This window comes from Chitinophaga sp., assembly GCF_035538455.1.
In the GTDB taxonomy this organism is placed as follows: Bacteria; Bacteroidota; Bacteroidia; order Chitinophagales; family Chitinophagaceae; genus Chitinophaga.
Map to the genome: position 1 here is coordinate 31,345 of NZ_DATLKJ010000177.1, position 13,045 is coordinate 44,389.

11 protein-coding genes are annotated in these 13,045 nt (G+C 45.5%); 5 read left to right on the forward strand and 6 right to left on the reverse strand.

All coding sequences use genetic code 11. From position 1 onward, the window contains the following. Positions 1-16 precede the first annotated feature (16 nt). The 5 genes from VM802_RS21290 to trpS all read right to left on the reverse strand — a co-directional run bounded on the left by VM802_RS21290 (position 17) and on the right by trpS (position 8,563). Entirely contained in the window at positions 17-3,241 is a 3,225-nt protein-coding gene (locus VM802_RS21290) for a SusC/RagA family TonB-linked outer membrane protein (RefSeq protein ID WP_325534337.1), read from the reverse strand. 430 nt (positions 3,242-3,671) lie between these two features. Further along, a complete protein-coding gene (locus tag VM802_RS21295; RefSeq protein ID WP_325534339.1) occupies positions 3,672-5,732 on the reverse strand; it encodes a ComEA family DNA-binding protein in 2,061 nt (686 codons plus the stop codon). After that, positions 5,708-6,496, reverse strand: coding sequence for a hypothetical protein (locus VM802_RS21300; RefSeq protein ID WP_325534341.1), 789 nt, complete (start codon positions 6,494-6,496; stop codon positions 5,708-5,710). Before VM802_RS21300 ends, VM802_RS21295 begins: the two co-directional genes overlap by 25 nt. Before the next feature lie 374 nt (positions 6,497-6,870). Continuing rightward, positions 6,871-7,506, reverse strand: a complete 636-nt coding sequence (locus tag VM802_RS21305) for a deoxynucleoside kinase (protein ID WP_325534343.1) — start codon at positions 7,504-7,506, stop codon at positions 6,871-6,873. A 52-nt stretch (positions 7,507-7,558) separates the two neighbouring features. Continuing rightward, positions 7,559-8,563 carry a tryptophan--tRNA ligase gene (gene trpS / locus VM802_RS21310; protein ID WP_325534345.1) on the reverse strand — a complete coding sequence of 335 codons (1,005 nt, stop codon included), beginning with the start codon at positions 8,561-8,563 and terminating at the stop codon, positions 7,559-7,561. A 184-nt stretch (positions 8,564-8,747) separates the two neighbouring features. Between trpS and gatC the strand changes: the two genes are divergently transcribed. Genes gatC through VM802_RS21335 form a run of 5 tightly spaced genes read left to right on the forward strand, consistent with a single transcriptional unit; the run spans position 8,748 to position 11,675 of the window. Then, a complete protein-coding gene (gene gatC / locus VM802_RS21315; protein WP_325534347.1) occupies positions 8,748-9,038 on the forward strand; it encodes an Asp-tRNA(Asn)/Glu-tRNA(Gln) amidotransferase subunit GatC in 291 nt (96 codons plus the stop codon). A 6-nt stretch (positions 9,039-9,044) separates the two neighbouring features. Beyond that, positions 9,045-9,752 carry an ABC transporter ATP-binding protein gene (locus VM802_RS21320; RefSeq protein ID WP_325534349.1) on the forward strand — a complete coding sequence of 236 codons (708 nt, stop codon included), beginning with the start codon at positions 9,045-9,047 and terminating at the stop codon, positions 9,750-9,752. 12 nt (positions 9,753-9,764) lie between these two features. Then, positions 9,765-10,325, forward strand: a complete 561-nt coding sequence (locus VM802_RS21325; protein WP_325534351.1) for a cob(I)yrinic acid a,c-diamide adenosyltransferase — start codon at positions 9,765-9,767, stop codon at positions 10,323-10,325. Between the two features lie 22 nt (positions 10,326-10,347). Then, positions 10,348-10,941 (forward strand): riboflavin synthase, encoded by a 594-nt coding sequence (locus VM802_RS21330; RefSeq protein ID WP_325534353.1) that lies wholly within the window; start codon positions 10,348-10,350, stop codon positions 10,939-10,941. 50 nt (positions 10,942-10,991) lie between these two features. Next, entirely contained in the window at positions 10,992-11,675 is a 684-nt protein-coding gene (locus VM802_RS21335) for a hypothetical protein (protein WP_325534355.1), read from the forward strand. Between the two features lie 2 nt (positions 11,676-11,677). Here the strand turns inward: VM802_RS21335 and VM802_RS21340 are convergent, their stop codons facing one another. Then, positions 11,678-13,030 carry a DUF58 domain-containing protein gene (locus VM802_RS21340; RefSeq protein WP_325534357.1) on the reverse strand — a complete coding sequence of 451 codons (1,353 nt, stop codon included), beginning with the start codon at positions 13,028-13,030 and terminating at the stop codon, positions 11,678-11,680. Between the last annotated feature and the right edge of the window lie 15 nt (positions 13,031-13,045).

Genomic DNA, 13,045 nt, shown 5'->3' on the forward strand with positions numbered 1-13,045 from the left:
GATTTTAATGATTGGGTTAGAAGTCAAACTTTGCACTGAAACCATAAGTCTTGGAACCAGGATTGTTGAAGTAATCAAACCCTTGTGCTTCCTGCGTTCCGAACAGACTTGTTTCAGGATCCACGCCAGTGTACTTGGTATGTAACCAGAGGTTTCTGCCGATTGCAGTCAGGGTGATGGCGCGGAACCACGGTTTCTGTTTCTTGAAGATTGCCTTTCCTTCCAATCTGTATCCGATAGATACTTCTCTCAAACGCACCCAGCTCGCATCCTGAATAAAGGGTTCATTAACTGTAAACCCGCTGCCAATACCCCTGTAGTATCTGTCAGTCAGGTTTCCTTTCAGATCATTTTTCTCTCCCTTCGTTACGAGATTTCCGTTATCGTCCAGGTGTCCTTTAACGCCTTCAAATACTTTCTGGGTACCTCTTTCCAGCGTGTTAGCACTGGTTCCAAAGTTTGTCATGGCTCCCCATGTACCATTCCACATATCCATCCCTTGTTTGGTTTCAAACAGGAAGCTGAGAATAAATCCTTTAACGTTGAGTGTGTTGCCAATAGAACCTGACCATTTAGGATTCACATCTCCCAGGTATTGAAGAGGGGTATATACGATAGGCAATCCCTGGTCAGCTCCAGGTTGATCGTTAATAACAAGGCGACCCTGGTCATCTTTCACATAACCGGTTCCATATAAGGAACCATACTGTTTACCAACTATCGCAGAGACAAAGATGCCGGTAAATCCGTTGAAATCAAATCTGTCAATACCTTCTGCCAGTTCCACTACTTTGTTGCGGTTCTGTGCATAGTTGACAGTAATGTTCCAGTCTACATTTTTATTACGTATAGGTGTAATACCTACAGTCAGCTCATGCCCCTGGTTGGTCATAGATGCCGCATTCAGAAATACAGAAGTGTAACCACTGCTGGGCGCAATACTTACCTGGTTCAGCAGGCCTTTACTTTTGCCCTTATAATAGGTGTAATCAATACTGATCCTGTCTTTGAGGAAGCGCAGTTCTGTACCCACCTCAAATTGGTTTGTTTTCTCTGCTTTGAGGGTGGAGTTACCCAACGTCGCACTTTTGGAATAACCCACAAGACTATTGAATGGGAAAACAATACCATTAGTCCAACCATCTCCGGGTGCAGTCTGACCATAGTAAGTCTGAAGCCTGTATGGGCTCAGCCCCCGCCCCACACTGGAAAATGCCAGACGCACTTTACCATAGGAGAAGAAGTCATTTTTAAGTTTCAATCCATCGGAAAAAACATATCCAAGACTTGCAGTTGGATAGAAGTACCACTGATTAGATACAGGTAAGGTGCTGCTGGACTCATACCTGCCGGTTAATTCCAGAAACAGGTAATTATCGAATGCCACGTTTGCTTTAGCATAAAACGCCACCCTGCGCTGTTGTGAATTCTTGATGGATAATGAATTACTGCTGGTGTTGGTGATTCCCTGGAAATCATTACCGCTCAGTCCATCGCCCTGTAAATGCAGATATTTTGTCCTGAGATCATAAACGTTCTGACCAACGAGCAGTGAATAATCAAAAAGACCAGCCTTCTTTGTAAGGGTTGCATACAGATCGTTGTTGATCACCAATGTGCTTAACTGGTCTTCAAAGTATTGGCCATCCGGGAATCCGCCTGAGTTCTTTGAGAAGATCTGTTTACGGTTATCGAGAGAGTAATCGCCACCGAACCTTTCGGTAATCGACAACCATTCAAATGGTCTGTAAGTACCCCCGATTGTGCCGAATGCGCGTTGCACATCGTCTTTGTAAGGGTTCATATTGATCGTCCAATATGGGTTATCATAGATACCCCTTCCGCGATAACTACGTTGGTCTCCGCTGTTGTCACCCAGTAAATAGGCAGCAGGATCAGTAGGATCAGAAACGCCATTGGAGTTATCAAATGTAGGCGTGGTTCTCAAAAGCCCCAGCATGATACCACTAAGGTTACTACCCTGCTGTACACGGCGGCCGCCTGAATTAACATAGTTCAAAGTAGTGAATAGACTGAAGTTGTCTGTAAACTTATAATCTGTGGAAAATGAAATAGTGGTCTTTTTAAAATTGCTCAGGGGAATCATACCTTCCTGATAGAAGTGTGATACGGAGGCACGATAACCAAGATTTGGGCTACCACCGCTCACTGACAGGTTATGCTGTGTACCAACACCGGTGCGGAAAAAGTCATAGGGGTCATAAACGATAGCCGGCTTTCCGCCAGGGTTCTGGCTCTTGCCTACCAGCATACCATTTTTGTCCCATAGGTAATTACTGTTACCATCAAATACCAATGTATCTATAGCAGGTCCGAATGAATATTGTTTGGGACCAGAGGGATCACCTGGATGTGATAAGGCGCCGATACCCTGCCCGTATTTATTTTGTCGTTCCGGTAACTGGCTTACTTTGTCAAAGTTTACGGTAATACCATAAGATACATTGAAAGTCCTCCCATCAGTGGTTCTCTTCCCTTTTTTGGTAGTAATAATCACAGCGCCATTGGATGCCTGGCTACCGTACAATGCCGCTGCTGCCGGTCCTTTCAGCATTGTAATACTTTCCACATCATCCGGGTTGATATCCACCATCCTGTTGGATTGCATTACACCAGCGGTACCGGTAGCATCACCCGACGTATTGGTTTCACTGTTATCAACAGGCAGACCATCGATCACAAAGAGAGGTTGGTTACTTCCGAGAATAGTGGTAGCACCGCGCATCTGTACCCTTACTGCAGCGCCAGGTGTACCTGAAGCGGAGATAATAGTAGCACCGGCTACCTTACCGGAGAGTGCAGCGAGTGGGTTAGATGGCGCCGTTCTGGTCAGTTCTTCACCTTTCAGATCTTGTGCAGAATAACCGATAGCTTTCTTTTCTTGTTTGATGCCCAATGCAGTTACCACTACTTCCTGCAAGGCTTTGTTATCTACCTGCAGCACTACAGAAAGAGCAGATTGAGTACCTACTTTCACTTCCTGACTTATAAATCCAACGCTGCGGATAATAAGTACAGTGTTATCATTTTTTACATTGAGGCTGAAATGACCTTGTTTGTCAGTGGTAGTACCGGTAGAAGTACCTTTAACCTGAACAGTGGCCAATAAAACAGGACTGCCGTCGCTGCCTGTTACAGTGCCTTTTACCTCCCGCTGCTGGGCATAGGCGAGAGTGACACAGGCCATAGGGAGGGCCATAAGGAGTGACACCTTTTTCATAAAAAGATTCAGATTTTGGTTGAATAAGAAATAGGGGGGCATATCCCCAGTTAATTTGATTGCATACGAAACAAACCAAGCTAGCTGTTAAATCATTGGCCGGTAGAAATACTTATATGATTACGCTGTTTGTTTATGTCCCAATTGACAGAAATCATTTACTGGAAGCGTGACAAGATGTTGTGGGTAAACCTAAGCAAAATGATAACTAACCACCACGGCGAAGCACGAGTAAAGTAGAAGTGACCATTGATGAATAATTTTGATTTAGATTTTGGTTGAACAACTCCAAGATATAAAAAAATTGCATTCCATACTAATTATAGTTAACATTATTTTAACAGACACTAAGAAATAGGTCTCAATCATCTCATTATCAATCATTTATTTTTTCCACATCGTCATTATCCTATGATAATAAAAAATAATCTCAGGGAAAAACATACTGTATCTGTAACTGCAGTGTAAATTTTATATGCCCATTTATCATATCCCAACCACTCCCGATACCGTTTACCCCTTCATACCAGGTCTGATGAAACCTAATCCAGGACGACATCCTACGACTTATCTTGCATTTCAGATTAACATAGTACTGCCAACCATTACCATATAACTGGGAAACTGCATTTTCATACAATACCCCGCTTTCATAAGCATATATCCGGGTATTATAGCTGTCCGTCAGAAATCTTGCTATCCGGGCATTTACGGAAAACGGCGAATGTCGCAGCTTCCAGGCAACATCAGACAGAAACAACCAACCCTGTTGCTGACCACTTGCTGATACATACACATTACAGTCTCCCCTTACTTTGATCAGCAATTGCCGCCCGCACTGCCGGCTACACTGAAATCGTATGCTCGTTGACGTTATATCAGACAGAACTCTCAGCGGATTACCCGGCACAGTAGTATTGGTATTCCCTTTACGATAAGTATACCTTAGTAGCGCAGTAGTACTTTTACCCGAAGTGTAGATCCCCTGCAAGAAAAACTCCATTCCTCCCGATGGCGCACTACTACGGTATTTCAGCCAGGGAAAACGAAAAACGTCCGCATAGGCATCCAACTGAACACGTCGTCCCGGCCTCAATGATATAGCCGTATAAAATCCCTGTTCATTCACCGTCCGGTAGTTATCCCCAAACCCTTTTGCATAAAAAGACTGATAACCTTTATCATAGTAGCGGTATACCAGCGCAATATCTGCGGCAGGAGCAATACTTACCAGCAATCCCTGCATCACAGCCGGTTTTCCGTTATTACTAAAAGCCGCCTCTCCAAAGAGATGCATATTCTTCCAGGTACCACTGTAATCAAGGCTCGCTGCATATAACCGGTTCCCGGTAAAATCAAACTGATTATAAGGTTCCCTTACTTTCTGTAATGCTGGTTCCAGCATATGACAGATAGTATTTACGCCAACCTGCCATCTGCCGGCAAAATATCGGACAGCACCTCCCCCGCTTAACTGCCGCAATGTTCCTTTCTTTTCCACCTCCGCCTGTGAACGGTGATACCCGCTGCTGATCAATGCCGCTGCCACCGCATCATCTGATAGTGTATCCGCTGACGTTATTGTGCCATCGAGTTGGCGCCACGATGCAAAAGCAGTGAGCTGAAATGCACCCTGCCGCAGCGTAATTCCTCCTCCCCTGAAAAAGTAATACTCCCCTGCAGAGGTGTATGGCCGTAGAATATCTCCTTCTCTCTTCACCTGCATCACAGAAGCGCCTTTCCCATACGCCTGCGATTGCCAGTTGAGTAGGCCCTGGCCAAGATTCACAGTGAAGTCGCCAATAGCGAGGGCTTTTATATTCCTGTAATCCCTGATAAAAAAATGTGCACTGTAGAAATCAAATCCCTGTCGCTGTGCACCACTAAAAAAAGACTCTCCGCCATCTTTCTCCATGGTGATACCCCAGCTGACATGCCGGGGCAAACTATAACGGTAACGTATAAACAGTTTCAGCGGACTCCCGTTATAATGAGGCAGCGTACTATCAGTATGCAGATAACCTTTAGCCTTCTCCAGAGGCATACTGCTACGAAGTAATACCGAGTGATCACCTCTGTGCAGATAATCATGCAGCGTGTATACCGGCTCGAATCCTTCCTCCACTTTCACGTAAGGCAGTATGCGTTTTATTAAGTTCAGTTCAAAGCCAGGAACAGCCTGTAATTCATAGATACTTACCAGGTTGCCCAGAAGCTTCCTGTAAGTAAGAAGATTACTGATCTGTATTGGCGTAAGCAATCCTAACGATTGTAACTGTACCTCATCCGCATCATTCAAAGAGATCTTATGCTTGGTCAATGCATCCAGGTGTTGCCATACAGCATCATCTTCCGGCGCCATGGAAGACGCCGAAGCCTCACGTTCCAGCTGGTTCTGGATAGCAACAGGCAAGTCCGGTTCCTGCGCAAAAACACAATGCCCTGCACATAACAGTAGCAGTGCTATTACTCCGCGGATGCCTGTTGCCATATGATAGCGGTTGAAGGAGTGATACCCAGTTGAGGATGAAAACCGGCGCCGGTGATCAGCCGGAAAGTACGTAGCTGCAATACCACAGCGGCGTTATTATAGGGTGGTTGTGTGGCCACTCCCAACTGTAGAGCCAGCCGGGGCACTATCTTGTAATAAGCAGCCACCTTTACCCAAGCCGGCTCACCCCCCGCTTTTACTAGCGACGAAGACAGAAGGCAATCCCGCGATGCCTCAAAACCTACTCCTACACTGTAATCCAACTGCCTATCCGCAGTTCTGCTAAGTACCGCTCCCGCATGCACCTTTTCACTGATGTGAAACAAGACCCCTAAATCAAAGGAAAAATTATCCCGCGCTCCATATCCCCTCAGCGTTTCTGTTATGTAATTAAACTGTACGCCGATCCCCGCACGTTTCCCTATTGTTCTTCCATAAGCGCTGCTTACACGCTGCTGATAATAAAAGCTATTGCCTGCCCGCACAACACCAGCGCCAAATGCACCACTCCGGGCAGGAACAGCTACAGACAAAGCATACAATGGTATTGCTGCCAGCATAAACCGCCTCTCTGCATATGCACCTGCACTGAAATGCGCTATACATGATAATCCGGCTGGCGAATATGCCGCTGTAAAAACGTCCTGAAAATGTCGGCTATAGCTTCCTCCGGCATTATCCTTACCAAGAGGAGCCAGTAATGATTGCGCACACAACACAAGAGTCTGTTGTGTACAGAAAAGGGTCAACATCAATTTTTTCATGGTTAATCAGTAACCGGGTTTAACAAACAATAATATACAAGCGAAAATAAACAACGGGAAAGTGGCAGCGGTTAACCAATTGTAAACTGCGGTTTTTTTCCGGTTCTTTCGATTTTAACCGGAAATAGAGAGAGGTTTCTACGGTCAATAGTATAGTAATATCGGATGTATAGTATACTAATATCGAATGAAATGCGGAGTATAGGTGGACTTAATGCTACGATTGAAATATGAAAAGCGAAAGACCCGTTTAGAAATCATTCTAAACGGGTCTTTCGCTTTTATCTTCGTTCATCAGAATAATCAAATCAATCACACCAATCACAGTCCTGACAATCACTCGCTGACATCTTTATTTATCAGACTAATCAATGCTAAAAGAGACCATATAACTGCGAATCTATCTTGGAAATAATCTCCCCAAGATCTTCATCACTTTCGGGAAATTTATTCTTGTCGATGTCAATTACCAGGAGTGGTCCTTCTTTATACTTCTCAATCCAGTTGTTATAATATTCATTCAGGCGTTTCAGGTAGTCGAGGCGGATGTTCTCTTCGTATTCACGGCCTCTTTTCTGAATTTGCGCCACCAGGGTAGGTACAGATGCTTGCAGATAAATAAGCAGGTCTGGTGGTTTGACCATACTCTTCAGCGTTTCAAAGAAATTGAAATAGTTATCAAAATCTCTTTTAGTCATCAACCCCATCTCATAGAGGTTAGGCGCAAAGATGTGCGCATCCTCATAGATCGTGCGGTCCTGAATCACCGTTTCTTTCCCGTTCTGTATTTCAAGCAGCTGCTTCAATCTTCCGTTGAGAAAGTATATCTGGAGATTGAAAGACCAGCGGGGCATGTCTTCGTAGAAATCATTCAGGTAAGGATTATGCTCCACATCTTCATATTGCGGATGCCATTTGTAGTGCCTGCAAAGCATTTCCGTTAATGTGGTTTTGCCGGCGCCAATATTTCCCGCGACAGCTATATGCTTGATCTTATTTTGTTTTGCCATGCTATGAAAGGTGATACATATTTATTGAAAATAACTACAAGTAGTGATAATTTCAATAATAATTTAGCCCAATGAGTTTCCTCGCCTGTTGCAAAGTCTGTGCCGCATTTGCCCGCGCTTTCTCTGCTCCGGTCTTCATTATTTTCTCTATGTAGGTGGTATCACGCTGCAATTCGGCCGCTTTATCACGAATAGGCGCAACGAACTTCACCATGTCTTCACCCAGCTGTGTTTTCATATCTCCGTAACGGATCGACTGATTATTATAGGCCTCTTCAAAAGATTTTATCGTATCAGGAGTAGATACGAGTTTCATCAGCTCGAAAAGATTCTGTATGGATTCCGGCATAGGCTCACCCGGAATACCGCTACCACTGTCCGTTTTAGCCTTCTTCAGTTTCTGACGGATCTTCTCATCGCTGTCGTTGAGATAGATAGTCGCCATTTCATTTTCACTCTTGCTCATTTTGCCTTTACCATCGAGACTCTGAATGCGGATGAGGTTATCTCCATAGTTAAATGCTACCGGCTCAGGGAACAGATCCCCGTAGCGGTGGTTAAAACGCTGCGCGAAGTTCCTCGCCATTTCCAGGTGTTGTCCCTGATCCTTTCCTACAGGCACTTTCACGGCACGCTGGATTAATATATCCACACTCATCAGTACAGGGTAAGTAAGCAGGCCGGCATTAACGTTCTGCGGCTGCTGGCGCACCTTATCTTTAAAGGTAGGCACCTTCTCCAGCTCGCCTACATAAGCCAGCATATTCATTAAGAGATACAACTCAGCTATTTCAGGAACATCGCTCTGTGCATAGAGCGTTGCTTTTTCGGGATCAAGGCCAGATGCAATATTCTCTGCCAGCACACGTATCACATTTCCCTTCAGGTCTTTAGGATCAGGATGTGTAGTAAGGGAGTGCCAGTCCGCCACAAAAAAATAACAGTTGAACTCCTCCTGCATCCGGATATAGTTACGGATGGCGCCAAAATAATTACCTAAATGTAAGTTTCCAGTGGGGCGTATGCCGCTCACTACAATTTCTTTTTCTTTAGTCATAACAGGACGCAAGATAATTAATACTGACAGCTTTTTGCGCTGCGAAGGCAGGTTTTAGTTTAAATAGCGTTAAAAGTAAGGCTCCCTTTATACGAAAGCTATTGTATTAATCCATTTATCCCTAATTTTGAGAATACATCCTTTTTAGCCTTTAGAATTTATTATCTTTTGATTTAATTTGATTATGGAAGTGAACGACGCCCTCGTGCAACAACTGGCAGACCTGGCAAGATTGGAATTTAATGCAGCAGAAAAAACGGAGATCCGTGGAGACCTGCAGCGGATGATTACTTTCGTGGAAAAGCTGAATGAGCTGGATACCACACAGGTAGAACCCTTATTGCATCTGACTGATGATTATAATGTGTTCAGGGAAGACCGTGTACTCCCTTCCATAACACGAGAACAGGCGCTGCAAAATGCACCGGCAGCTACTGATGAATATTTTAAGGTGCCGAAAATCATCAAGAAATAACCCTGCATGAAAAAGTCCGTCATTCACCTCGAAGATATCAGGAAAAGCTATTTCCTTGGAAAAAATGAACTCCCGGTACTCAAAGGGGTATCACTGGACATTTTTAAGAACGAATATGTAGCGCTGATGGGCCCTTCAGGTTCCGGTAAATCCACCCTGATGAACATCCTCGGATGCCTGGATTCCCCCTCCGCCGGAAAATACATTCTCAGCGGACATGATGTAAGCACAATGGACGACAACGCCCTTGCCCTGGTGCGTGGGAAAGAAATCGGCTTTGTCTTCCAGCAGTTCAACCTCATGCCTCGTCTTACTGCACTTGAAAATGTGGCTGTTCCACTTATCTATGCTGGTATAGGCAGGAAGGAAAGAGAAGAAAGGGCCATGCACATGCTGGAGAAAGTAAGGCTGGGCGACCGCGCCAAACATAAACCCAATGAGCTTTCCGGTGGTCAGTGTCAACGTGTGGCTATTGCCCGCGCACTTGTAAATGATCCCTCCCTGATACTGGCGGATGAACCTACCGGAAACCTGGATACCAAAACTTCTGTGGAAATCATGGAAATATTCGGCAGTATCCACTCATCCGGCAATACTGTAGTACTGGTAACACACGAGGAAGACATCGCAGACCATGCCAGACGCATCATACGTCTGCGCGACGGCATCATTGAATCCGACAGGGTCAATGAAAAAGTAGCCATGCACGGATAAACTATCATCATCATGTCACTCAAGATATACACCAAAACGGGCGACAAAGGAAAGACAGCGCTCATAGGCGGCACCAAAGTACCCAAAAGCGATATACGCATTGATGCCTACGGTACCGTTGATGAACTGAACTCTTTTGTCGGCCTGGTCAATGATCATATCGCTGATCCGGATACCAGGCTGCTGCTGAAAGAAATTCAGGACCGCCTCTTCACCATAGGCGCAGCATTAGCCTGTGATCCTGAGAAAGAAACCAAGCTGCTTATCCCCGACTTACACGAAGAAGATATTACCCTGCTGGAAAAGCGGATCGATGCGATGAATGAAGAACTGCCTGTCATGAAATCATTCATCCTGCCTGGCGGCCACGTTGCGGTATCCACCTGCCACGTAGCCCGCTGTGTATGCCGCCGTGCTGAACGCCTCTGCGTAGGCATGCAACAGCACGATATGTTCATAGAACCATTGGTACTCAAATACCTCAACCGTCTCAGCGACTACCTCTTTGTACTCGCGCGATGGGTGGGCCACAAACTCGGCGCCGAAGAAATTCCCTGGAAACCCCGGGTCTGATTTTTTTCTTAAATTCGCTGCTATGTTTACAGGAATCATAGAAACACTAGGAGAAGTAATAGCTACCAGGCAGGAAGGCGGTAACCTGGTAATCACAGTGCAATCAGCTATTACCGGCGAACTGAAAGTAGATCAGAGCGTAGCACATAACGGCGTATGCCTGACCGTTACCAACATCAGCGGAAACACTTACCAGACCGTAGCCGTCGCAGAAACACTGCAGAAAACCAATATCGGCCAACTCGCTACCGGCCGCAAAATAAACCTGGAAAGGGCAATGGTATTCAACGGCCGTATCGACGGACACCTTGTACAAGGTCATGTGGATAGCACCGGTGTATGCCTTTCCCGTGAAGAACAGGATGGCAGCTGGCTTTACCGCTTCTCTTATCCGGAAGAATTTGCCGGTCTCATCGTAGAGAAAGGCAGCATCTGCATGAATGGTATCAGCCTCACCGTATTTAATGTTACCGACAGCGAATTCTCAGTAGCCATCATACCATATACTTTCGAACACACCAATGTATCAGAAATCCACCCGGACGATGAAATCAACCTGGAATTCGATATCCTCGGCAAGTATGTGGCAAGACAGCTGGCGGCTGTAAAGATCTAACCGTTACAAATCCGGAACGGTTTTTTCTTATCTTCTGCAAAAAAAACACTTTGAAAGTATACCTGCTGGTCTCCGCTTTACTCCTCTCCCTGCTGGCAAATGCCCAGCAGGCAAAAGTAATAAGGATAAACGCCACGTACGACACTACTGCGATGGCAGAATTGTATAACCGCATTCCCATCGGCCTTCAGTTCATTTACAGTGACAGCTCGCACAAGCAAACTGCCGGATACCTCCGTGGCGACTACCGCTGGAATAAGATCAACATCGCCACCTCCAACGGCTGGATCGTCAATGGTGTCCTTACCTTCAGCAGAGCGCAGCTGGCACAGGATCATTATCGTATAGATCTTACCGTTACCCCCCCGCAGCAAGAGCCGGTACAAACCGTGCTGGTACTGCCAAAGCTGACCGGCATCCGCTTCAACCATTATGCTGACAGCGTCAAACGAGACATACGTTACTACCTCAATGTGGAAGGAAAATTCAGCAGTGGAAGAATATTACCGCTGGACACCAGCGTAATCAGTTTCAATACATCTGACGGACAAATCATCGGGCAGGACCTGCTGATAGATAAAAATGATACCACCCGCCTGATAACTGTGGAAGCATGGTACAAACCCAATCCCAATATGTACCTGCGTTCTGTGCTTCCCGTAAAACAACTTCCTGATCCGGACCTTCCCCCCGCAGATCTGCAACAGAAAGGAAGAAAGTCCAGGAAACCGTAGTATCAGATCAACGCACGCGCCTTCAGCTCCAGGTATTTGTTCACTACATTCACCGTAAGATGTTCCGGTGCACTCAGTAAAGACATAATACCATATTTGGCCAGCTCCTTTACAATCAGTTTTTTATCATACGCAAACTTCTGTGCTATAGTCTGCTTGTAAATATCTTCTATTTCAACAGCCTGTTGTTCCGTTACTTTCTTCAGTTCCGTATTCTCAAAAAATACAACCAGCAACAGGTGGTACTGCGCAAGTCGCCGCAGGAACGGTAGCTGCCGCTGTAACCCGGACATGGACTCAAAGTTGGTAAACAACACCAGCAGTGACCGCTGCGACAAATTACTACGCAGCTGTACACTCAGCGCTTCGAAGTCACTCTCCTGCCACTGTGTTTCCTGTGCATATAACATCTCCAGGATCTTGCTCAGTTGAGCTTTCTTGTTACTGGCCGCCAGTATATCCACCTTCTGCTCAGTAAATGTTGTCAATCCCGCTTTATCACCTTTATTGAGCGTTACATTGCTGAACACCAATGCAGAATTAATCGCGTAATCCAGCAATGAGAGACCATTGAACGGCATCTTCATCGTACGGCCTTTGTCGATTACACAATAAACCTGCTGGGATTTTTCCTCTACATAATTATTCACCATCAGATTGCCGGTACGCGCCGTTGCCTTCCAGTTAAGCATACGCACATCGTCTCCTTTCACATACGGTTTGATATGATCAAACTCCATGCTGTGACCAATTACACGTCGTTTATTGATCCCCGGCTCATTCAACGGGTTCATGGGCGATAACAGGGAATGATTACGAAGCAGGTGATAACCGGGATATACAGCGATCGTTTGCGTAGTATTAAAAACGAAGCGGCGGCTGATAAGTCCCAGCGCGCTTTTCACAAACAGATTACTGTTACCGAATTCATAACTGCCTCTCTCCACCGGCTTCAGCGTATACCTGAAAGTATGTTGCTTCTCAGCCTCTATTTTCGTATTCAATGAAAAGTTCCGTTCCTGGAACTGAAATGGCAGCTCCTCCAGCAGCGTTACAAAAACCGGAAAGGGATAACGATTGGTACAATGTACCAGCACTTCGTTATTATCACCGTTGCTGAAACGCGCACTCGCCAAACGTTCCAGCTGAATTACCCCTGCAGGACGCACCACCAGCAGGAAAAAATCCAGCAGCAACAACACCACCATTGAAAAGAAAACAATGAGCGCAACAGTATATAATGCAGGTATAAAGAAAGAGACAATAAACGACAGCACATTCCCACCCAGCGCCAGGTAGAGGCGATTGGTAAAGAAGAGCTGCTGATATAGATTATTTTTTACAGTTGCTGACATGATTCTTATGTTTAG

What these genes read in the sequence shown, in the direction of transcription:
- VM802_RS21295 (WP_325534339.1), bottom strand. Translation starts at nt 5,732, where the DNA reads ATGGCAACAGGCATCCGCGGAGTAATAGCACTGCTACTGTTATGTGCA.
- gatC (WP_325534347.1), top strand. Translation starts at nt 8,748, where the DNA reads ATGGAAGTGAACGACGCCCTCGTGCAACAACTGGCAGACCTGGCAAGA.
- VM802_RS21330 (WP_325534353.1), top strand. Translation starts at nt 10,348, where the DNA reads ATGTTTACAGGAATCATAGAAACACTAGGAGAAGTAATAGCTACCAGG.
- VM802_RS21290 (WP_325534337.1), bottom strand. Translation starts at nt 3,241, where the DNA reads ATGAAAAAGGTGTCACTCCTTATGGCCCTCCCTATGGCCTGTGTCACT.
- trpS (WP_325534345.1), bottom strand. Translation starts at nt 8,563, where the DNA reads ATGACTAAAGAAAAAGAAATTGTAGTGAGCGGCATACGCCCCACTGGA.
- VM802_RS21340 (WP_325534357.1), bottom strand. Translation starts at nt 13,030, where the DNA reads ATGTCAGCAACTGTAAAAAATAATCTATATCAGCAGCTCTTCTTTACC.
- VM802_RS21320 (WP_325534349.1), top strand. Translation starts at nt 9,045, where the DNA reads ATGAAAAAGTCCGTCATTCACCTCGAAGATATCAGGAAAAGCTATTTC.
- VM802_RS21305 (WP_325534343.1), bottom strand. Translation starts at nt 7,506, where the DNA reads ATGGCAAAACAAAATAAGATCAAGCATATAGCTGTCGCGGGAAATATT.
- VM802_RS21325 (WP_325534351.1), top strand. Translation starts at nt 9,765, where the DNA reads ATGTCACTCAAGATATACACCAAAACGGGCGACAAAGGAAAGACAGCG.
- VM802_RS21300 (WP_325534341.1), bottom strand. Translation starts at nt 6,496, where the DNA reads ATGAAAAAATTGATGTTGACCCTTTTCTGTACACAACAGACTCTTGTG.